We start from the raw sequence: 20,262 nt of genomic DNA on the forward strand, positions 1-20,262 counted from the left end.
TCCGCGGGTCAACCGGGGGCCGGTGCCGTGCCGTGGCCGTCCCCCCTCTCCGTGTCGATCCGTCCGGTGCGGGCGTTCGCGTCGAACCATCCGGCGGCGGTGTGTCCGTCGAACCGTGCGGCGCCCTCCCGCTCGAACCCTGCCGCGCCCGTGGCCGTGGCCGCGTCGGACGGCTCCAGGGCCGTGTCGGACGGTCCGACGGGCGCGTCGTGCGGCTCGGTGTCCGCGTCGCTCCGCTCGCCGTCGCCGAGCAGGTCCGCCAGGAACCTCAGCTCCACCGGCAGGTCCCGACGCCACGCCATCGTCACGAACGGGGCAAGGATGATCATGCCGCCGTCCAGATGCGGCTTGACCGACAACTGGACCAGGGTTCCCCTTCCGCTCGGGCTCAGGTGGAACTCCAGTTCCGGCGAATGCCGGCCCAGCGGGGTCCACATCCGCGCGCCGCGGAAGGCCAGGTACTCGACCGGAGTGCTCGCGGTGCAGGTGAGGCGGTGCGCCCGGCGCCTGCCGGGGAACTTGCAGAGGTATTGGTCGCCGAGGTCCGTGGCGAACGGGCCGTCGAGCACCTGGTCTATGCTCGACGACCACACGGCCAGATTCCGTGGATCCCGGAGGAACGAGAAGATCTCCTCCGCGGGGCGGGACACATGGACATGCGCAGACACACGGGGCATGGCTCCACCTCTTACGGCGCCCGTCCGCCCGACCTTCGGCGTCCGGTAGCCCTCGTCGCGGTGCCGTCGCCCATCAGCCTGCGTCTCGTCGCGGGCACACGCATCCCTCGCACGACCGATGGAGTGAATCCGGCGCCTCGACTCGCGTGTGGCCCGGTGCGCTTCCCGCGATGCGGCCCGGACGTCTGGTAGTGGCGGACGGCGGCGGGCCGCGCACCCGGGCCGGTCGACGCGCAACCCGGGCCGGTTGCCGCTCCGCCCCGGTCGCCGCAGTCTGGACGTGTGGCTGTCCCCGGGCCCGCCATGGCCGAGCGGAGCGGCTGGGCCGTCCGGACACCCGGTCCGATCGGCACCGGCCCCCTGGCACGTGTGCGCCGCCCCGAACCCGTCCCCGGCCCGGGAGAGCTGCTGCTCGACGTGGAGGCGTGCGGGGTCTGCCGTACGGATCTCCATCTGGCCGAGGGCGACCTCCCGCCGCACCGGCCGGGCACCGTCCCCGGACACGAGATCGTCGGCCGGGTCGTGGCGGCCGGAGACGGGACCGGCCGGTTCCGCGTCGGAGACCGGGTGGGCGGGGCCTGGCTGCGCGGTACGTGCGGGAGCTGCCGGTACTGCCGGGCCGGGAGGGAGAACCTCTGTCCCCGCTCCGTCTACACGGGCTGGGACTCCGACGGCGGCTTCGCCGAGACCACGGTGGTCCCGGAGGACTTCGCCTACGGGCTCCCCGACGACCAGGACGCCGCCCACCTCGCCCCGCTGCTCTGCGCGGGCATCATCGGATACCGCTCCCTGCGGCGCAGTGCGCTCCCCGAGGGCGGACGGCTGGGCATCTACGGCTTCGGCGCCTCGGCCCACCTGGCGGCCCAGGTGGCGCTCGCCGAGGGCGCCACCGTCCATGTGCTGACCCGCTCGGCGAGCGCCCGCGCCCTGGCGCTGGAGCTGGGAGCCGCCTCGGCGGGCGACGCGTACGACCGTCCGCCGGAACCGCTGGACTCGGCGATCCTGTTCGCACCCGTCGGCGACCTGGTGCCGGTGGCGCTGGAGGCCCTGGACAGGGCGGGAACGCTCGCGATCGCCGGGATCCACCTGTCGGACGTCCCCGTGCTGAACTACCAGCGCCATCTCTTCCAGGAGCGGGACCTGCGCAGCGTCACGTCCAACACGCGTGAGGACGGTCGGGAGTTCCTCGCCCTGGCCCGGCGCATCGGCATCCGGGTCACGGTGAGTCCGTACCCGCTGAGCGAGGCCGACCGGGCCCTGGCCGACCTGGCCGCCGACCGGGTGCGCGGGGCCGCGGTGCTCGTGCCCGGCTGACACCTCGTGCCCCGTCAGCCGTCGCCGCCACCGTCGTCGGAGCCGTTCGGCGCGGGCACGGTCGCTCCGGCGAGTCCGTCGGCGCCGCCCCCGACGGTGCTCGGCGTGGGCCCGGAACCCGCGCCGCACGGTCAGGGCGAGGGCAGGGCGGTGAGCTCCGTGACGGCCCACATCAGGACGCGTCCGACGCGGGGGCCAGCCGGCCGCGGAGCCATGCCCGGCCGAGCTCCGGACCGTCGGCCGCCGCGGTCGAGCAGCCCCACACCTTCGTGCCCGACCTGAGCATCTTCGCGTGCCGCTGCTGCTCCTCGGCGGACAGCAGGAACACCAGGCCGCGACAGCGTTCGGCCAGCCGGGGGCGCAGCTCGCGGACCGACCGGACCTGGTCGACCGCGCCGCGCGTGTCCCGTTCCTCGGGGGCGGGCGGCATGCGCACCATGGCCGCGAAGGGTTCCGCGCGGTCGAGCGCCTCGTCCAGCGTGCGTACCACCAGTGCGCGGGCCTCGTCGTGCGACAGCTCCCCGGCGTGGATCTCCAGCAGAGGCCAGTCGGACCATTCCACAGGCATGATTTCCCCTCCATGCCACACAGGTACTTTGGTTAGGCAAACCTAACTCTGTGGACATGTGTCCGCAAGTTGCTCGAGTACGGTTCTCCGCATGAGTCCTTCCGGCGACGAAGCAGAAGACGAGGTGCCGCGCCGCCGCGCATGGGGCAGTCTGAGCCGCGCGCAGATCGTGGCGGCGGGGCTGGAGATCGCGCGCAACGAGGGCATGCGGGCCCTGACGATCCGGCGGCTCGCGTCCGACCTCGGCGCCTCCAGGATGGCCCTGTACCGGCATGTGCCGGACAAGGACGCGCTGGTCGGTCTCATCATGGACGCCATCGCCGAGCACGACGTCGAGCCGCCGGACCTCGGAGAGGGGCCGTGGCAGGACAGGCTGAGGCGGCTCGCCGAGGCCATGCGCCGCGAGCTCGCCGTCTACCCGGGGCTCCTGGACATCCACATGACGCGGGCGCACGTCGGACCCGGGGCGCTGCACCTGGTGGAGAGCGCCCTGGACGTCCTGGCCGACGCCGGCCTCGACGAGGAGCAGGCGGCCCGTCACTACCTGGTCTTCGCCGACCTGGTCCTGGGCCGCCTCCACCGCGAGCTGCGCGGCGACCCCGTGGACCCGCACCGCACCGCGGACCTCCTGGCTCTCGCCGAGCGGACCGGCGATCATCCGCGGCTCGCCGCCGCCGCGCCCCACCTGCGCGACGTGGCGCCCGGACGGATCTTCGACGACGAGCTGTCCGTGCTCGTCCTCGCCATCGAAGCCACCGTCCGCTCGTCGTGAGCCGCGCCACCGCCGCGTACGCCGGGCCTTCGGGCACCGCGGGGCCGCAGGCGTGGGGAACACGGCCGTACATGTGAGAGGGCCCGGGTGCTGGGAAGCACCCGGGCCCTCTCACACGCGCTTGCGGTTACGGCAGCTGGGCCGCCCGTGCCTCGCGCCGGTTGTCGCGGAAGGTGTTCACCCTCCGGGCCGTCGCGAAGAGCGGGATGACCGCGCCCAGGACCACCTGGAGCGCACAGCCGGTCTGCAGGAGCAGCTGCCCGCCGGGGGCGTCCAGCGCCCACGCGGCCAGGAGCCCCATCGCGGAGATGATCCAGCTGAGCATCGCCACCGCGAGGACGCCCCGCGGCTTCGGGTACTCGACCCGGCTGACCATCAGCCACGCCACCCCGACGATCGCGAGGAGCGTCGGCACGAAGGGCAGCTCCAGGAGCACGATCGAGACGACCGTGAGCGCTCCGAAGGGACTCGGCATGCCCTGGAACATGCCGTCCTTCATGGTCACGCAGGAGAATCTGGCGAGTCTGAGCACCACCGCCAGCAGCACCACGATCGCCGCCAGCGCCGACACCCGCTGGTGCGCGTCGTCCGCGACCATGCCGTACACGAGGACGAAGTACGCCGGGGCGAGCCCGAAGCTGATCAGGTCCGAGAGGTTGTCCAGTTCGGCACCCATCGGCGAGGAACGCAGCTTGCGGGCCACGAGCCCGTCGAAGAGGTCGAACACCGCGGCCAGGAGCATCAGGATCACGGCAGTGGCCGCGGAGTGCCGCGCCATGCCGCTCTCGTCGCTGCCCGTGAGGTGCGGAATGAGGATTCCGGTGGTGGTGAAGTACACCGCCATGAAGCCGCACGTGGCGTTGCCCAGCGTGAGGGTGTCCGCTATCGACAGCCGCAGAGAGAGCGGCATGTCCTCGCCGGCGTCCTCCTCGGACTCCGACTCCGGCACCCAGCCGGTCCGGGTCTCAGGATCAATCACGGTCAATTCGAGTCACCCCCGCGGTAGTGGCCTGGCCGACCTCGACCGCGACCTCGACACCCTCCGGCAGGTAGAGGTCGACGCGGGAGCCGAAGCGGATCAGACCGATGCGCTCGCCCTGTTCCACCTTTGTACCCTGCGGGACGTAGGGGACGATACGACGTGCGACCGCGCCCGCGATCTGCACCATCTCGATGTCGCCGAGCTCGGTGTCGAAGTGCCAGACCACGCGCTCGTTGTTCTCGCTCTCCTTGTTGAAAGCGGGAACGAAGCCGCCGGGGACGTGCTCGACGGAGGTCACGGTGCCGGCCAGGGGCGCGCGGTTCACATGGACGTTCAGCGGGCTCATGAAGATCGCGACGCGGGTACGTCCGTCCTTCCACGGCATGATGCTCTGCACCACGCCGTCGGCCGGGGAGATGACCCGGCCCTGCGTGATCTCGCGCTCGGGGTCCCGGAAGAACCACAGCATGCCCGCCGCGAGCGCGGTGGTGGGCACGGCCACCGCGGCCCAGCGCCCGGACCTGCGGGCCCGGGTGAGGCTGAGCGCCGCGGTGGCGACGGTCGGGAGGAGCCACGGCGAAGCTCCGCGTGCAAGGCGGACACCGCCGCGCGGTGCAGAGGTTTGGCTGTCGGGCATGGATGACCTTCGTAGCGGATGATGCCGCGCTGGCAACGGGGGACGGCGGCTTTTCCGGCGATGTTATCGGTTGCGAGCCGCAACTGGGCAAGCCAGCAGCCGAGTCGGACGGCGGGAAGGCACCGGCTGAGGATGACAGGGTGTGATCTTCTTCGCTGCCAAATCGGCTTTAAAGGGACAATCAACCCTGGAACCGGTACTCCTCGAGGAGTCGGCGCCCAATGATCATTTTCTGGATCTCGGCGGTACCTTCGCCGATCAGCAGCATCGGGGCCTCCCGGTAGAGGCGCTCGATCTCGTACTCCTTCGAGAAGCCGTAGCCGCCGTGGATACGGAAGGCGTCCTCGACGACTTCCTTGCAGTACTCGGAGGCGAGGTACTTCGCCATCCCTGCCTCCAGGTCGTTTCGCTCCCCGGAGTCCTTTTTGCGAGCCGCATTCACCATCATGGCATGGGCGGCCTCCACCTTGGTGGCCATTTCGGCCAGCTTGAACTGGATGGCCTGGTGCTGAGCGATCGGCTTCCCGAACGTCTGGCGCTGCTGGGCGTACGAAACACCCAGCTCGAACGCACGCTGTGCGACGCCACAGCCACGGGCGGCCACATTCACCCGGCCGACCTCGACGCCGTCCATCATTTGGTAAAAACCCCGGCCGGTGGTGCCGCCCAGGACCCGGTTGGCCGGAATTCGCAGTCCGTCCATGATGAGTTCGGTGGTGTCGACGCCCTTGTAGCCCATTTTGTCGATTTTGCCGGGAATGGTGAGTCCCGGACGTACCTCGCCGAATCCGGGCTCCTTCTCGACCAGGAACGTTGTCATCGACTTGTGCGGGGCGGTGCCCTCGGGGTGGCCTTCGTCACTCCGGCAGAGGACGGCCACGAGCGTGGACGTACCGCCGTTCGTCAGCCACATCTTCTGGCCGTCGAGGACGTATTCCCCGCCGTCCCGGACGCCCTTGGAGGTGATCGCCGACACGTCCGAGCCCAGTCCCGGCTCGGACATCGAGAACGCGCCCCTGACCTCGCCCAGGGCCATGCGCGGGAGAAAGGCGTCCTTCTGTTCCTGGGTGCCGTGCTGCTTGAGCATGTACGCCACGATGAAATGTGTGTTGATGATGCCCGACACGCTCATCCAGCCCCGGGCGAGCTCCTCCACGCACAGCGCGTACGTGAGCAACGACTCGCCCAGACCCCCGTACTCCTCGGGAATCATCAGCCCGAACAGACCGAGTTCCTTGAGTCCCTCGACGATCTCGGTCGGGTACTCGTCGCGGTGTTCCAGACCGGTCGCTACCGGAATGATCTCCTTGTCGACGAAATCCCGGACCGTGGAGACGATCTCCTGCTGGACATCGGTGAGACCGGAGGTCTGGGCGAGTCGCGTCATGGCTACTTCTCCACGTTCTTCTGCGAGGGCTTCGGGGAGGACTTCTGCGGGGCCGGGAGCGGCTCGGGGCGGCCGGGCTGCTCGCCGCCGCGCTCCTTGATGTACGTCTCCGTGGGGACCATCACCTTGCGGCGGAACACGCAGACCAGCGTTCCGTCCTGCTTGTATCCCCGGGTCTCCACGTACACGATTCCGCGGTCGCTGCGGGACTTCGAGGGGGTCTTGTCCAGAACGGTCGTCTCGCCGTAGATCGTGTCGCCGTGGAAGGTCGGCGCGACGTGCTTCAGCGACTCGATCTCCAGATTGGCGATCGCCTTTCCGGAGACGTCCGGGACCGACATGCCGAGCAGCAGCGAGTAGACGTAATTGCCGACGACGACGTTCTTCCCGAAATCAGTCGTCCGCTCCGCGTAATTGCTGTCCATGTGCAGCGGGTGGTGATTCATGGTCAGCAGACAGAAGAGGTGGTCGTCGTACTCGGTGACCGTCTTCCCGGGCCAGTGCTTGTAGACCGCGCCGACCTCGAACTCCTCGAAGGTGCGTCCGAACTGCATCTCAGGCCTCCGGAGCCTCGAACTTGGAAGTGCGACGCAGACCGGCCGCGCGCCCCTTTCCGGCGACGACCAGGGCCATCTTGCGGCTCGCCTCGTCGATCATCTCGTCGCCGAGCATCGCCGAGCCCTTCTTGCCGCCCTCCTCGGAGGTGCACCACTCGTACGCGTCGAGGATCAGCTCCGCGTGGTCGTAGTCCTCCTGCGAAGGCGAGAACACCTCGTTGGCCGCATCGACCTGACCCGGGTGGAGCACCCACTTGCCGTCGAAGCCCAGCGCCGCGGCACGGCCGGCGACCTCGCGGTACGCGTCCACGTCACGGATCTGGAGGAAGGGGCCGTCGATCGCCTGGAGGTCGTGCGCACGGGCCGCCATCAGGATGCGCATCAGGATGTAGTGGTACGCGTCCGCGTCGTACCCGGGCGGCTGCTGCCCGACGACCAGGGTCTTCATGTTGATCGACGCCATGAAGTCGGCCGGGCCGAAGATCAGCGTCTCCAGCCGCGGCGAGGCGGCGGCGATCTCGTCGATGTTCACCAGACCCCTGGCGTTCTCGATCTGCGCCTCGATGCCGATCCGCCCGACCTCGAAGCCCATCGTCTTCTCGATCTGGGTCAGCAGCAGATCGAGGGCGACGATCTGCTGGGCGTCCTGGACCTTCGGCAGCATGAGGCAGTCGAGATTCTGGCCGGCGCCCTCGACGACCGTGACGACGTCGCGGTACGTCCAGTGCGTGGTCCAGTCGTTGACCCGCACGACCCGGGTCTTGCCCGTCCAGTCGCCCTTGTTCAGCGCGTCGACGATGGTGTGCCGGGCGCCCTCCTTGGCGAGCGGCGCGCACGCGTCCTCCAGGTCCAGGAAGACCTGGTCGGCCGGGAGGCCCTGGGCCTTCTCCAGGAACCGGGGGTTCGAGCCGGGCACGGCCAGGCACGAACGGCGCGGACGCAGACGGGAGGCGCCGTCCCGCAGGGGCGTCGCCTGAGGGTGGTGGTGGGAGACGGGCGGGCGGTTGACGGCAGTCATGCGGGGACCTCCAGAGGGTCGAGCTTGTTCGCTTTCCGGATCTCGTCGACGATACGGCCGATGATCTCCGTGATGCCGAAGTCCTTCGGGGTGAAGACGGCGGCGACACCGGCCCCCACCAGGGCAGCGGCGTCGGCGGGCGGAATGATCCCGCCCGCGATGACCGGGATGTCCGAGGCGCCGGCCTCGCGCAGCCGGGCCAGCACGTCCGGTACGAGCTCCGCGTGCGAACCGGACAGGATCGACAGGCCGACGCAGTGCACGTCCTCGGCGAGGGCGGCCGACACGATCTGCTCGGGCGTCAGCCTGATCCCCTGGTAGACCACCTCGAACCCGGCGTCACGGGCCCGCACGGCGATCTGCTCGGCTCCGTTGGAGTGCCCGTCCAGACCCGGCTTGCCGACCAGCAGCCGCAGTCGCCCGGTGCCCAGATCGGCCGCCGTCCGGGCGACCTTCTCCCGGACCAGGGCGAGCGGAGTGCCGGGCTCCGCGGCCACCGCCACGGGGGCCGACGAGACGCCCGTCGGGGCCCGGAACTCGCCGAAGACGTCACGCAGCGCCCAGGCCCATTCCCCGGTGGTGACGCCCGCGCGGGCGCACTCCACGGTCGCCGTCATCAGGTTCTCGCGGCCCGCGGCGGCCTTCTTCAGCGCGGCCAGCGCGTCAGTGGCGCGCGCCTCGTCCCGGTTGTCGCGCCAAGCGTGCAGGGCGGCGACGACCTTGGCCTCGTTGGCCGGGTCGACCGTCATGATCGCGCCGTCGAGGTCCGCGGTGAGCGGGTTCGGCTCCGTGGTCTCGTGGACGTTGACGCCGACGATCTTCTCCTCGCCGTTCTCGATCCGGGCCCTGCGGGCGGCGTGCGAGGCGACGAGCTCGGACTTCAGATAGCCGGACTCGACGGCCGCCATGGCGCCGCCCATCTCCTGGATCCGGCCCATCTCGGCCAGCGACGCGGTGACCAGCTCGTCCACCTTGGCCTCGACGACGTGCGACCCGGCGAAGATGTCCTCGTACTCCAGCAGATCGCTCTCGTGGGCCAGCACCTGCTGGATGCGCAGCGACCACTGCTGGTCCCAGGGCCGGGGGAGACCCAGCGCCTCGTTCCACGCGGGCAGTTGGACGGCCCGGGCGCGGGCGTCCTTGGACAGGGTGACGGCCAGCATCTCCAGGACGATCCGCTGGACGTTGTTCTCCGGCTGCGCCTCGGTCAGCCCGAGCGAGTTGACCTGGACGCCGTAGCGGAACCGGCGCTGCTTCGGGTTCTCCACGCCGTACCGCTCGCGGGTGACGCGGTCCCAGATGCGGCCGAAGGCGCGCATCTTGCACATCTCCTCGATGAAGCGGACGCCCGCGTTCACGAAGAACGAGATCCGCGCGACCACGTCGCCGAACTTCTCCTCCGGCACCTGCCCGGAGTCCCGTACGGCGTCCAGCACCGCGATCGCCGTCGACATGGCGTACGCGATCTCCTGGACCGGGGTGGCCCCGGCCTCCTGGAGGTGGTAGCTGCAAATGTTGATCGGGTTCCACTTCGGGATGTGGTTGACCGTGTACGTGATCATGTCGGTGGTCAGCCGCAGCGAGGGACCGGGCGGGAAGACGTGCGTCCCGCGCGAGAGGTACTCCTTCACGATGTCGTTCTGCGTGGTGCCCTGGAGCCCGGTGATGTCGGCGCCCTGTTCCTCCGCGACCACCTGGTAGAGCGCCAGCAGCCACATCGCGGTGGCGTTGATCGTCATCGAGGTGTTCATCCGCTCCAGGGGGATGTCCTGGAACAGCCGTCGCATGTCACCGAGGTGCGACACGGGCACGCCGACCCGGCCGACCTCGCCGCGGGCGAGGACGTGATCGGGGTCGTAGCCGGTCTGGGTCGGCAGGTCGAAGGCGACGGACAGGCCGGTCTGGCCCTTGGCGAGATTGCGCCGGTAGAGCTCGTTGGACGCCTCGGCGGTGGAGTGGCCGGCGTACGTCCGCATGAGCCATGGGCGGTCCTTCTGACGTTCGCTCATCGGGGGCCTCAGGCGTTCTGGGTGGCTCGGTCGGTCCGCTCCGCCGACGCGTCACGGCTGTGCTCGTCGGTCCGCTCCGCCGACGCGTCACGGCTGTGCTCGTCGGTCCGCTCCGCCGACGCGTCACGGAACAGGTTGATGGCGTCGAGGTGCTTCTCGCGCAGCTCGTGGTCGCTCACGCCCAGGCCCTCGCGGGGGGCGAGCGCCAGCACGCCGACCTTGCCCTGGTGGAGGTTGCGGTGCACGTCGTACGCGGCCTGGCCGGTCTGTTCCAGCGGGTAGACCTTCGACAGCGTCGGGTGGATCTTCCCCTTGGCGACCAGCCGGTTGGCCTCCCACGCCTCGCGGTAGTTGGCGAAGTGCGAGCCCACGATCCGCTTCAGCGACATCCACAGGTAGCGGTTGTCGTACTCGTGGGTGTAGCCGGAGGTCGAGGCACAGGTGACGATCGTGCCGCCCTTGCGGGTCACGTACACGCTCGCGCCGAAGGTCTCGCGGCCCGGGTGCTCGAAGACGATGTCGACGTCCTCGCCGCCGGTGAGTTCGCGGATGCGCTTGCCGAACCGCTTCCACTCGCGCGGGTCCTGCTCGTGCTCGTCCTTCCAGAACCGGTAGCCCTCGGCGCTGCGGTCGATGATCGCCTCGGCGCCCATTCGCCGGCAGATGTCCGCCTTCTGCTCGCTGGAGACGACGCAGATCGGATTGGCGCCGCCCGCCAGGGCGAACTGCGTGGCGTATGAACCGAGTCCGCCGCTGGCGCCCCAGATCAGCACGTTGTCGCCCTGCTTCATGCCCGCGCCGTTGCGCGAGACCAGCTGCCGGTACGCGGTGGAGTTCACCAGACCCGGCGCGGCGGCCTCCTCCCAGCTGAGGTGGCGGGGCTTCGGCATCAGTTGGTTGGACTTGACCAGCGCGATCTCGGCCAGACCGCCGAAGTTGGTCTCGAAGCCCCAGATGCGCTGCTCGGGGTCGAGCATCGTGTCGTTGTGCCCGTCCGAGGACTCCAGCTCGACGGAGAGGCAGTGCGCGACGACCTCGTCGCCCGGCTGCCAGGCGTTCACCCCCGGACCGGTGCGCAGAACCACGCCCGCGAGGTCCGAGCCGATGATGTGGTACGGCAGGTCGTGACGCCGGGTGAGCTCGCTGAGCCGTCCGTAGCGCTCCAGGAAGCCGAACGTGGCCAGCGGCTCGAAGATCGAGGTCCAGACCGAGTTGTAGTTCACCGAGCTGGCCATGACGGCCACCAGGGCCTCGCCGGGCCCCAGTTCGGGCACCGGCACCTCGTCCAGGTGCAGCGACTTGCGGGGGTCCTTGTCGCGGGTGGCGAGCCCGGCGAACATCTCCGTCTCGTCCTTGTGCACGGTCACCGCGCGGTACGACTCGGGGATGCGCAGGGCCGCGAACTCGGCGGCCCGGTCCGCGGCGGAACCGCCTGACGATTCCGTCCGCGCTTGGATCGCGTCCAGGATTTCCTTCACGGTGTGCCTCCGGCGGATGGGTCGCTCGGGGGACGCCGGGGCGTCCCCGCGAGCTGAGGGGGAGCTGAGGTGTGGAGGTGGTGCCGTCGGTTCGGCCGGTGGTGCTGGGGCCTGCTCTGTGGAGCAGAAGGCTGTGCCTGTGACGCAGGCGTCCGGGCGCGCGGACACGGGGCCCGCTGGGACAGCCGGCGTACACGAGGTCCCGCTACGCCGACCGCCCGGACATCTTCAACGTATGGCACTCCGTGACAGGTGGCAAGGCACTCGGTGCCAACAATTTCTCTCACTTGTCATCCATCGGGCACGCATGAGCGGCATCGGGGATGTTTCGCACGGATATGCCCGGTGGATGATCGATCAGTGAGCGCGGTAGAGGTACGGGGTGGTGGTCGTCAGGGCCATGAATCCCAGGCGTTCGAGGATCGGACGGCTCAGGGCGGAGGCGTCGACCTGGAGGAAGTCGTAGCCGCGTTCCGCCGCGATCCGGGCGCGGTGGGCGACCAGCGCCCGGTAGATGCCCCTGCCGCGCCACTCCGGGGCCGTGCCGCCGCCCCACAGCCCGGCGAAGCGGGTGCCGGGGTACAGCTCCATCCGGGCCGCGCTCACCGGTTCGTCGCCCGCCATGGCGAGGACGGCGACGATGTGGTCGGGGTCCTCGGCCAGCCTGGTCGACACCAGGTGCCGCAGTCGCGCCCCTTCCGTGCCGAACGCCCGCACATGGGCGCGGACCATCAGTTCCACGTCGTCCGCGTCCCGCACCGGGCGCAGCCGGACGTCCTCCGGAAGCTCCACCGCCGTCGGGAGGTCCACGGCCGGGGCGACCATCAGGGTCTCCGGCTCCTCCGCCTCGAATCCGGCCGCGAGCAGCCGATCCGCCAGATCCGCCGGCCGGTCGTGCGCGTACAGCTTCCACTCGAACTCGTCGAGCCCGATCTCCGCGCAGTGCGCCGTCTGCGCGGCGATCGCGGCGTCCGCCCGGCGGGCGTCGAGGTCCGGGACCGACCAGACCACGCTGCCCCAGCCCTCGGCAGGGTCGGTCATCCGTACGACGTCGCCGGCGCGCTCGACCCGGACACCGGGGCCGTCGGGGCGGGCGTACTCGCGCATCTCGCGGTCGAAAAGGGTCAGAAGTGCATCACGATCATGAGTCATCCACACACCGCAGCACCGGGGCGCGGGCGGGGCAACCGCATTTGGCGCGGCGCGGGGGGCGGGCCCGGCCGACGGGGTGCCGAACTCGGGCCCGGGCCCCGCCCCGACGGCCCGCTCAGCGGTCCTGGAGCGCCTGCCGGATCGTGCGCATCACCTCGTCGAGCGGCGCGTCCGTCCGCGCCACCGCCACCAGCACCTCGCCCTCGGACGCCACCGAGGCGGCGGGCCGCGCCACCGGTTCGCCGCCGGTGATCCGGCCCGCCCCGATGCCCGTGCCGAACGTCCTGCGCACGATCGCGAAGGCGTGGTCGAGCTGGGCCTCCACGTCGCCCTCGCCGCCCGCCCGCAGCCAGCGCCGCAGCACATGGTTGTGCGCGGTGACGACCGCGGACGCCGCGACCTCGGCGAGCAGCGGGTCGTCGTTGCCGGCCTCGTGGTCGCGCTCGTCGAAATGACCCAGCAGGTAGCGCGTGAACAGCCGCTCGTAGCGGGCCACCGAGGCGATCTCGGCCTCGCGCAGGGTGGGGACCTCACGGGTCAGCTTGTAACGGGCCACGGAGACCGCGGGCTTGGCCGCGTACATCTTCATGACCTCCTTGATGCCGCGGCAGACGGTGTCGAGCGGGTGCTCGTGCGCGGGTGCGGCGTTGAGGACGGCCTCGGCCCTGACGAGGGTGTCGTCGTGGTCCGGGAAGATCGCCTCTTCCTTGGAGCGGAAGTGCCGGAAGAAGGTGCGCCGGGCGACTCCCGCGGCGCCCGCGATCTCGTCGACCGTCGTGGCCTCGTACCCCTTCGTCGCGAAGAGTTCCATCGCCGCGGCGGCGAGTTCGCGGCGCATTTTGAGCCGTTGGGCGGCGGCGCGACTGCCGGTGGCGCTTTCCTGCGGGTCGGACGCGGCGGAGACACGGGGGGACCTGGCGGGCTGGGACATGGTGTGAACGTACTGCATCGACGCGGGTGAGGGCGCCCGCGGGGGCGCAGCGCCCGGCGGATCGCGCGGGGGCGGGCCGCCCGGAGGATCGAGCAGCCCGCCCCATCCGGCCACCGGCACCGGGGGTGGCTCAGCGCCGGGCATGTTCGCGGAAGCCGCGCCCCGTCTTGCGGCCGAGACAGCCCGCGGCCACCAGGTGTTCGAGCAGCGGTGCCGGGGCCAGTCCCGGGTCGCGGAACTCGTCGTGCAGCACCCTCTCGATGGCGAGCGACACGTCGAGCCCGACTACGTCCAGGAGTTCGAACGGCCCCATCGGGTAGCCGCCGCCCAGCCTCATCGCGGCGTCGATGTCGTCGAGGCTCGCGTAGTGCTCCTCGACCATCTTGACCGCGTTGTTGAGGTACGGGAACAGCAGCGCGTTGACGATGAACCCGGCCCGGTCCCCGCAGTCCACCGGGTGCTTGCGGATCGTGCCGCACACCTCGTGGACGGTGGCGTGGACGTCGTCCGCGGTGAGCACCGTGCGGACGACCTCGACCAGCTTCATCGCCGGGGCCGGGTTGAAGAAGTGCATGCCGACGACGTCCTGCGGACGCGAGGTGGCCCGCGCGATCGCCACGACCGGCAGCGAGGAGGTGGTGGTGGCGAGGACCGCGCCCGGCTTGCAGACCTTGTCCAGCATCGCGAACAGCTGCTGCTTGACCGCCAGGTCCTCGGCGACCGCCTCGACCGCGAGATCGACCTCGGCGAGGGCGTCGGGCGAGCCAGCCGGGGTGATCCGGGCCAGTGCCCCGTCCCGTGCCTCGGCGGTCAGCCGCCCCTTGGCCACGGAACGCTCCAGGGACTTGGCGATCCGGGCCTTCGCCGCGTCCGCCTTCTCCCGGCCGCGGGCGACGAGCACGACGTCGTGACCGGCCTTCGCGAAGACCTCGGCGATCCCCGACGCCATCGTGCCCGAGCCCGCGACGCCCACCGACCGCACCGGCCGCCCCGCGACGGGCGACGTGCCCTCGCCCGGGGTCAGCGCGTCCGGCACCACCGTCCGGCTGCCGGGCTCCGCGTACGTGTAGAAGCCGCGTCCCGCCTTGCGGCCGGTCAGCCCCGCCTCGCTGAGCTGGCGGAGGACCGGCGCCGGGGCGTGCAGCCGGTCGTGCGACGAGGCGTACATGGCCTCCAGGACCGTGCGCGCGGTGTCGATCCCGATCAGGTCGAGCAGCGCGAGCGGGCCCATCGGAAGTCCGCAGCCCAGCCTCATCGCCGCGTCGATGTCCTCGCGGGACGCGTAGTTCGCCTCGTACATCGCCGCGGCCTGGTTGAGGTAGCCGAACAGCAGCCCGTCGGCGACGAAGCCCGGCCGGTCGCCGACCGCGACCGGCTCCTTGCCCAGGCTGCGGGCGAGCGCGGTGACCGCCTCGACCGCCGGGGGTGCGGTCAGCACCGAGGAGACCACCTCGACCAGCTTCATCGCCGGGGCCGGGTTGAAGAAGTGCAGCCCGAGCACGCGCTCGGGGCGCAGCGACTCGGCCGCCAGCCGCGTCACCGACAGGGCGTTGGTCCCGGTGGCCAGGATCGCGTTCGGGGAGACGATCGCGTCCAGTTCCCGGAACACCTGCTGCTTGATCTCGTACGACTCCGGGACGACCTCGACGACCAGCTCCGCGTCCGCCGCGGCACGCAGGTCGTCATGGGTGCGGAACCGGGCGAGCACCCGGCCGCGTTCGCGCTCCGTGATCCGGCCGCGCCGCACGGCGCGCTCGGTCGCGGCCTCCAGCGAGGCGACGGCCCGACGGGCCGCCGCCCCGTCGATGTCGATGCCGACGACCTCATGACCGGCGCGGGCGAGGACCTCGGCGATGCCGGTGCCCATGGTGCCGAGGCCGACGACGGCGATGGTGCTGAGCGGGGTGTCCATCACGGGACTCCAGAGGGTGAGTGACGACTGTGAGAACGCGCGGAGCGCACGGGAACGGACCGGCGCGAAGCATGCGCGGAAGAGGAACCGGCGCGAAGCGCACGGAAGTTGTGCGGCGTGCTGCGCGGTCCGGGGGCGACGGTGCGCCCGGACCGGAAGGGGCGACGGACTCTGTCCCGGAGTCGCGTCTCACGAAGCTGCCGAACCGACGAGCACTCCGGATGGCTGCGTCACCAGGCCACCGGAGCCGGCGGGGGATCGTGCCCCGCTCATCTGAGATTAACTCGCTGGTAACGAGCGCGCCAGCCCCGGGACGTCGTGCGTCACGTCACATGCGACGGCCCTCTCGATACACACAGTGTCCGCCGATACGCTGAGCGTCATGGACGAGGAGTACCGGTCGCTGACGGACCGGCTGGCGGACGAGGCGGACGCGGCGGGGGAGTCGGAGGCGCTCCGCCGGCTGATCGCCACCGATGACGACGAGGAGCTGGCCCGGGTCCTCGTGGAGCGCGAACGCCCGCTCTGGGCGCGGGAGATCGCCGCGTTCCGGCTCGGCTGCGCGGGGGACCGGCGGGCGTTCGAGGCGCTGGTACTGCTGCTCAACCACCGCGACCCGGAGCGCTGCGTCTGTGCCGCTCACGCCCTGGCGCGTCTCGGCGACCCCCGCACGCCCCGGGCGGCCGCCGCCCTCGCGACCAATGCCCTGCGCACGGCGTACGCCCTTCACCCGGTCCGGCTGCTCACCGTGCTCCGGGCGCCGGAGTCCGTACCCGCGCTGATGACCACGCTGGAGCGCCTTCTGGACCCCGGCGATCCGCACTGGAGGGTGGCGCTCGCCTGCGTGGAGGGGCTCGGGAGGCTGGCGGACGAACGGGCCCGCCCGCTCCTGGAGGCGGCCCTGCCGCATCCGAGACTGGCGGGCGCCGCGCGCGAGGCGCTGGACCGGCTGGGGGCGGACTGAGCGCGCGGGCGTGCGCGGCGTCGGTCGTACGGGGTGCGCGGCGTCGGTCGTACGGGATGCGCGAAGCGCGTTCGTGTTCGGCGTGCGGGCGTGCGCGGCGCGAGGCGCGCGGGTGTACGGTGCGCGGTCGTGCGGGGCCCGACGCGACGCGTCGGGGTCCCCGCCCGGGCCGGTACATGGCCGGTCGCCCGGCCCGTCGATCAGCCCCGGAAACCGAGCAGCCGGTGCAGGACACCGCCCCTGGTCTCGGCGACGGTCGCCCGCTCCGCCTTCGCCGCCCTGTCGGCCGCGGGCGTCGGGTCGGGGGACTTGGCGCAGACCGCGTCCGCCTCGGACCCACCGGTCCGGCCGCGCGGGACGGTGCCCTTGGCCAGATAGTCCGCCAGATAGGTGTCCAGGCAGTCGTTGTCGCTCAGTGTGATGCCGTGGTTGCCGCCGCCCTGCTCGACGACCAGGCGGGAACCGCGCAGCCTGCGGTGCATGGTGACACCGCCCTGGTACGGCGTCGCCGCGTCGTCCGTGGCCTGGAAGAGCAGCACCGGCGGAAGGCTCTTGTTGGACACCCGCACCGGACGCAGCGGCTCCACCGGCCAGTCCGCGCACGGCGCGTTGTACCAGGTGTTGTTCCAGGTGAAGAAGGGGGCCTTCGCCTGCACGCGCCAGCCGTCGTTGCGCCAGGTGTTCCACTCGCGGGGCCACGAGGTGTCACGGCACTGCACGGCCGTGTAGACGGAGTACCCGTTGTCGCCCTCCGCGTCGAGCGCCCCGAACTTCTTGTACGCGTTCACGAGCGCGTTCTCGTCGCGGTCCTTCACGTAGGCGGCGAACGCCTCGGCCAGGCGCGGCCAGTAGCCGTTGTAGTAACCGCCCGGCAGAAACGTGTCCTCCAGTTCGCTCGCCCCGACCTTTCCGCCCGCGGGGTGCTTCGCGACCGCCCGGCGCATCGCGTACCAGGCGCGTTCCACCCGCGCCGGGTCGCCGCCCAGCCCGTACGCGCTGTCGTGCTTCGCCACCCAGGCGGCGAACGCCTTGTGGCGGGCGTCGAAGGCATAGTTCTGGCCGATGTTGTCCTCGTACCACACGCCCTCCGGGTCGACGTTCGAGTCGAGCACCATGCGCCGCACCCGCTCCGGGAACAGCTTGGCGTACACCGCGCCGAGATATGTCCCGTACGAGTAGCCGAAGTAGTTGAGTCGGCGGGCGCCGGTCGCCCGGCGGATCACGTCGAGGTCCTTGGCGGCGCTGACCGTGTCCATGTGAGGCAGCAGGTCCGGGTACTTCTCGCCGCACGCCTTCGCGAAGGAGACGGTGCGGTTCCGATTGGCCTCCTCGACCCCGGGCGCGTGCGGCACCGAGTCGGGGCGCAGCGGATCGAAGAACCCGGGGACGCAGTTCAGGGCGGGTCTGCTCCTTCCGACGCCGCGCGGATCGAAGCCGATCACGTCGTACTGCGCGGCCACCGCCTCCGGCAGCGAGGAAGCGACGAATCCGGCCATCGGCAGCCCGCTGCCCCCGGGGCCGCCCGGATTGACGAGCAGGGGGCCCTGGAAGGTCTTCGCGGTGTGCGGGATCCGGGACAGGGCGAGGGCGATGTGCCGGCCCGAGGGGTCGTCATGGTCCAGCGGGGTGCGGACGGTGGCGCACTGGAGCCGCGGGTGCGCTTCGGTGCCGCAGTCGGTCCAGCGGAGCGGGGCGGTGGCGGGCCGGGGCTCCGCGTCGGCGGCCGCCGGGGACGGGGTCGCGGTCACCAGACCGGCGACCGTCGCGCCCACGGCGACGAGAATTCCTGGACGTTTCGTCATATGGCCTCCCGGGGTGGGGAACACGGGGGAACGCGGCTGTGCGTGGCACGGTCTCCGCCGCATGCTCCCCGCATTCATGCCTGGAAGGACACGTTGTGGCGAGAGTTGACCCGTTTGCCCTGTGACGGGTGTTTCTGGTAAGGGCGTTCCGGGGGGGGGGGGGCGTCGGCCCGGGGCGGGTTCGTCAGAGCAGGGTCAGCTGGGTCGGTCCGGAGGCGTCGGACCACGCGGTGTCCTTGGGGCGCACGGGCAGCCGGCGGGCCGTCCCCCGGTGCGACGGTCCGATGCCGAACTCGGCCGCCAGCTCGTGGACGTGACGTGTGATGCGCCGCTGGTACCACTTGGGCGCGTACGGCCCCTCCGCGTACAGCCGCTCGTACCGGCGCACCAGATGCGGGTGGTGCTGTCCGAGCCACCGCATGTACCACTCCCGGGCGCCGGGGCGCAGATGGAGCACGAGCGGGGTCACGGACGTCGCCCCGGCGGCGGCGATCGCCCGGACCGTGGCGCGAAGCTGGTCCGGATGGTCGCCGAGGAACGGGACGACGGGAGCCATCAGCACCCCGCAGTCGATGCCGATCCCGCTCAGGGCGCGCACGACGTCCAGGCGGCGCGCGGGGGACGGGGTGCCGGGTTCCACGGTGCGCCACAGCCCCTCGTCGACGAAGCCGACCGACACGGAGATGCCGACGTCGGTGACCTCGGCCGCCTGCCGCAGCAGTTCGAGGTCGCGCAGGATCAGCGTTCCCTTGGTCAGGATCGAGAACGGGTTCGCGTGGTCGCGCAGGGCCGAGATGATGCCGGGCATCAGCCGGTAGCGGCCCTCCGCCCGCTGGTAGCAGTCGACATTGGTCCCCATCGCGATGTGCGCGCCGTGCCAGCGTCCGGACGCGAGGTGCCCGCGCAGCAGTTCCGGGGCGTTGACCTTGACGACGATCTGGGAGTCGAAGCCGATGCCCGTGTCCAGGTCCAGGTAGCTGTGGGTCTTGCGGGCGAAGCAGTACACGCAGGCGTGGGTGCAGCCGCGGTACGGGTTCACCGTCCATTCGAACGGCATGCGCGAGGCGCCGGGCACCCGGTTCACGATCGAGCGGGCCCGGATCTCGTGGAAGGTGATGCCCCGGAACTCCGGGGTGTCGAAGGTGCGCGTGGTCACCGCGTCAGCGGCGAAGAGCGCGCTGTTCCCGGCCGTGGCGGGGTTCTCGACCAGATGGTTCCAGCGCATGGACGCCTCCTCGGTAGCGCTCGTCGAGAGAATAGAACATTTGTTCCCATGATCGTTTTCTCCGCTTCGTCCGGGAGTGCGCCCGTGCCGGACGCGACCGGGCGCCGAGGGCGTCCCGGCCGGGTCCCGGCGGGGCCCCGGCCGGGAGCGGCCCCGGGAACGGCCCCGGGAACGGCCCCGATTTTGAGCGGCGCGCCGAAGGTGATTGGCTCGGCACACCCCCGAAATCCGAGTGCTGGAGGAACAGCCATGGCGCAGGTCGAGGCCACCACGGAACGAGTCATCGCGGCGGACGCGGACACGGTGTTCGACGCGCTGGCCGACTACGAGCGGACCCGCGGCAAGGTGCTGCCCGGACAGTTCAGCGAGTACGAGGTGCGCGAGGGCGGCGACGGCGAGGGCACCCTCGTGCACTGGAAGCTCCAGGCCACCAGCAAGCGGGTTCGCGACTGCCTGATGGAGGTCACCGAGCCCACCGACGGCCGGCTCGTGGAGAAGGACCGCAACTCCTCGATGGTCACCACCTGGACCGTCACCCCGGCCGGCGAGGGCCGTTCGAAGGCCGTCGTGTCGACCGTCTGGAACGGTGCCGGGGGCATCGGCGGATTCTTCGAGCGGACCTTCGCCCCCAAGGGACTCGCGCGCATCTACGACGAACTGCTGCGCAATCTCGCCACCGAAGTCGAGAAGTAGCCCCTCGAAACGATCGGTCCACCTCACCGGTTCGGGTGGTTCTCCGGTCCCGCCGGTGGTGCGCCGCAGCACCTCCCACCGGGGATTAAGCCCCCGGTGCGCCGTCGGCGCCCCCTCGTCGGCGTTTGCCCTCCCTCGTCGCGCGATGCGAGAAAGGGCGGCGCAGACGCGACGAGGGGAGCGG

General features: G+C 71.1%; 18 protein-coding genes. 4 read left to right on the forward strand and 14 right to left on the reverse strand.

What is annotated here, in order from left to right; genetic code table 11:
- Positions 1-8 precede the first annotated feature (8 nt).
- The gene (locus tag AB0E67_RS14365) at positions 9-677 is read right to left on the reverse strand and encodes an SRPBCC family protein (protein ID WP_362025651.1); all 669 of its coding nucleotides are present in this window, start codon (positions 675-677) and stop codon (positions 9-11) included.
- A gap of 303 nt (positions 678-980) precedes the next feature.
- Here AB0E67_RS14365 and AB0E67_RS14370 point away from each other — a divergent pair, with 303 nt between their 5' ends.
- Positions 981-1,991: a zinc-binding alcohol dehydrogenase family protein gene (locus tag AB0E67_RS14370; protein ID WP_362026441.1), complete on the forward strand. Its 1,011-nt coding sequence runs from the start codon at positions 981-983 to the stop codon at positions 1,989-1,991.
- A gap of 172 nt (positions 1,992-2,163) precedes the next feature.
- On the opposite strand, the gene AB0E67_RS14375 is transcribed toward AB0E67_RS14370, so the two are convergent.
- The gene (locus tag AB0E67_RS14375) at positions 2,164-2,559 is read right to left on the reverse strand and encodes a hypothetical protein (RefSeq protein ID WP_362025654.1); all 396 of its coding nucleotides are present in this window, start codon (positions 2,557-2,559) and stop codon (positions 2,164-2,166) included.
- Positions 2,560-2,650: 91 nt separating this feature from the next.
- On the opposite strand from AB0E67_RS14375, the gene AB0E67_RS14380 reads away from it, so the two are divergent.
- Entirely contained in the window at positions 2,651-3,331 is a 681-nt protein-coding gene (locus tag AB0E67_RS14380; protein ID WP_362025657.1) for a TetR/AcrR family transcriptional regulator C-terminal domain-containing protein, read from the forward strand.
- Between the two features lie 127 nt (positions 3,332-3,458).
- Here AB0E67_RS14380 and pssA read toward each other — a convergent pair whose 3' ends face one another.
- From pssA to AB0E67_RS14430, 10 genes are all read right to left on the reverse strand, one after another.
- Complete coding sequence (gene pssA, locus AB0E67_RS14385; protein WP_351520120.1) at positions 3,459-4,280, reverse strand: CDP-diacylglycerol--serine O-phosphatidyltransferase; 822 nt, start codon at positions 4,278-4,280, stop codon at positions 3,459-3,461.
- Between the two features lie 22 nt (positions 4,281-4,302).
- Positions 4,303-4,950 (reverse strand): phosphatidylserine decarboxylase, encoded by a 648-nt coding sequence (locus tag AB0E67_RS14390; RefSeq protein WP_335937954.1) that lies wholly within the window; start codon positions 4,948-4,950, stop codon positions 4,303-4,305.
- 181 nt (positions 4,951-5,131) lie between these two features.
- Positions 5,132-6,337, reverse strand: coding sequence for an acyl-CoA dehydrogenase family protein (locus AB0E67_RS14395; protein ID WP_362025660.1), 1,206 nt, complete (start codon positions 6,335-6,337; stop codon positions 5,132-5,134).
- A gap of 2 nt (positions 6,338-6,339) precedes the next feature.
- Positions 6,340-6,891 (reverse strand): MaoC family dehydratase, encoded by a 552-nt coding sequence (locus AB0E67_RS14400; RefSeq protein ID WP_362025663.1) that lies wholly within the window; start codon positions 6,889-6,891, stop codon positions 6,340-6,342.
- 1 nt (position 6,892) lies between these two features.
- A complete protein-coding gene (locus tag AB0E67_RS14405; protein ID WP_362025666.1) occupies positions 6,893-7,912 on the reverse strand; it encodes a CoA ester lyase in 1,020 nt (339 codons plus the stop codon).
- Positions 7,909-9,921 (reverse strand): protein meaA, encoded by a 2,013-nt coding sequence (locus AB0E67_RS14410; protein ID WP_362025669.1) that lies wholly within the window; start codon positions 9,919-9,921, stop codon positions 7,909-7,911. The genes AB0E67_RS14405 and AB0E67_RS14410 overlap by 4 nt, the downstream gene beginning before the upstream one ends.
- 8 nt (positions 9,922-9,929) lie before the next feature.
- Entirely contained in the window at positions 9,930-11,399 is a 1,470-nt protein-coding gene (gene ccrA / locus AB0E67_RS14415) for a crotonyl-CoA carboxylase/reductase (protein WP_362025672.1), read from the reverse strand.
- Positions 11,400-11,756: 357 nt separating this feature from the next.
- Positions 11,757-12,551, reverse strand: coding sequence for a GNAT family N-acetyltransferase (locus tag AB0E67_RS14420; protein WP_362025675.1), 795 nt, complete (start codon positions 12,549-12,551; stop codon positions 11,757-11,759).
- Between the two features lie 115 nt (positions 12,552-12,666).
- Positions 12,667-13,482: a TetR family transcriptional regulator gene (locus tag AB0E67_RS14425; protein WP_351520108.1), complete on the reverse strand. Its 816-nt coding sequence runs from the start codon at positions 13,480-13,482 to the stop codon at positions 12,667-12,669.
- A gap of 130 nt (positions 13,483-13,612) precedes the next feature.
- Positions 13,613-15,394 carry a 3-hydroxybutyryl-CoA dehydrogenase gene (locus AB0E67_RS14430; RefSeq protein ID WP_362025678.1) on the reverse strand — a complete coding sequence of 594 codons (1,782 nt, stop codon included), beginning with the start codon at positions 15,392-15,394 and terminating at the stop codon, positions 13,613-13,615.
- A 382-nt stretch (positions 15,395-15,776) separates the two neighbouring features.
- Between AB0E67_RS14430 and AB0E67_RS14435 the strand changes: the two genes are divergently transcribed.
- The gene (locus tag AB0E67_RS14435; protein ID WP_362025681.1) at positions 15,777-16,358 is read left to right on the forward strand and encodes an adenylosuccinate lyase; all 582 of its coding nucleotides are present in this window, start codon (positions 15,777-15,779) and stop codon (positions 16,356-16,358) included.
- Positions 16,359-16,558: 200 nt separating this feature from the next.
- Here the strand turns inward: AB0E67_RS14435 and AB0E67_RS14440 are convergent, their stop codons facing one another.
- Entirely contained in the window at positions 16,559-18,160 is a 1,602-nt protein-coding gene (locus tag AB0E67_RS14440) for an alpha/beta hydrolase (RefSeq protein ID WP_362025684.1), read from the reverse strand.
- A gap of 184 nt (positions 18,161-18,344) precedes the next feature.
- On the reverse strand, positions 18,345-19,385 hold the full coding sequence (locus AB0E67_RS14445; protein ID WP_362025686.1) for an Rv2578c family radical SAM protein: 1,041 nt from the start codon (positions 19,383-19,385) through the stop codon (positions 18,345-18,347).
- A gap of 249 nt (positions 19,386-19,634) precedes the next feature.
- On the opposite strand from AB0E67_RS14445, the gene AB0E67_RS14450 reads away from it, so the two are divergent.
- Complete coding sequence (locus AB0E67_RS14450; RefSeq protein ID WP_073791538.1) at positions 19,635-20,078, forward strand: SRPBCC family protein; 444 nt, start codon at positions 19,635-19,637, stop codon at positions 20,076-20,078.
- The last annotated feature ends 184 nt before the right edge of the window (positions 20,079-20,262 follow it).

Source organism: Streptomyces sp. NPDC032161 (assembly GCF_040636995.1).
In the GTDB taxonomy this organism is placed as follows: Bacteria; Actinomycetota; Actinomycetes; order Streptomycetales; family Streptomycetaceae; genus Streptomyces.

Coding starts and splice junctions, on each gene's coding strand:
- AB0E67_RS14365 (WP_362025651.1), bottom strand. CDS start 677: ATGCCCCGTGTGTCTGCGCATGTCCATGTGTCCCGCCCCGCGGAGGAG.
- AB0E67_RS14370 (WP_362026441.1), top strand. CDS start 981: ATGGCCGAGCGGAGCGGCTGGGCCGTCCGGACACCCGGTCCGATCGGC.
- AB0E67_RS14375 (WP_362025654.1), bottom strand. CDS start 2,559: ATGCCTGTGGAATGGTCCGACTGGCCTCTGCTGGAGATCCACGCCGGG.
- AB0E67_RS14380 (WP_362025657.1), top strand. CDS start 2,651: ATGAGTCCTTCCGGCGACGAAGCAGAAGACGAGGTGCCGCGCCGCCGC.
- AB0E67_RS14390 (WP_335937954.1), bottom strand. CDS start 4,950: ATGCCCGACAGCCAAACCTCTGCACCGCGCGGCGGTGTCCGCCTTGCA.
- AB0E67_RS14395 (WP_362025660.1), bottom strand. CDS start 6,337: ATGACGCGACTCGCCCAGACCTCCGGTCTCACCGATGTCCAGCAGGAG.
- AB0E67_RS14400 (WP_362025663.1), bottom strand. CDS start 6,891: ATGCAGTTCGGACGCACCTTCGAGGAGTTCGAGGTCGGCGCGGTCTAC.
- AB0E67_RS14405 (WP_362025666.1), bottom strand. CDS start 7,912: ATGACTGCCGTCAACCGCCCGCCCGTCTCCCACCACCACCCTCAGGCG.
- AB0E67_RS14410 (WP_362025669.1), bottom strand. CDS start 9,921: ATGAGCGAACGTCAGAAGGACCGCCCATGGCTCATGCGGACGTACGCC.
- AB0E67_RS14420 (WP_362025675.1), bottom strand. CDS start 12,551: ATGACTCATGATCGTGATGCACTTCTGACCCTTTTCGACCGCGAGATG.
- AB0E67_RS14425 (WP_351520108.1), bottom strand. CDS start 13,482: ATGTCCCAGCCCGCCAGGTCCCCCCGTGTCTCCGCCGCGTCCGACCCG.
- AB0E67_RS14430 (WP_362025678.1), bottom strand. CDS start 15,394: ATGGACACCCCGCTCAGCACCATCGCCGTCGTCGGCCTCGGCACCATG.
- AB0E67_RS14435 (WP_362025681.1), top strand. CDS start 15,777: ATGGACGAGGAGTACCGGTCGCTGACGGACCGGCTGGCGGACGAGGCG.
- AB0E67_RS14440 (WP_362025684.1), bottom strand. CDS start 18,160: ATGACGAAACGTCCAGGAATTCTCGTCGCCGTGGGCGCGACGGTCGCC.
- AB0E67_RS14445 (WP_362025686.1), bottom strand. CDS start 19,385: ATGCGCTGGAACCATCTGGTCGAGAACCCCGCCACGGCCGGGAACAGC.
- AB0E67_RS14450 (WP_073791538.1), top strand. CDS start 19,635: ATGGCGCAGGTCGAGGCCACCACGGAACGAGTCATCGCGGCGGACGCG.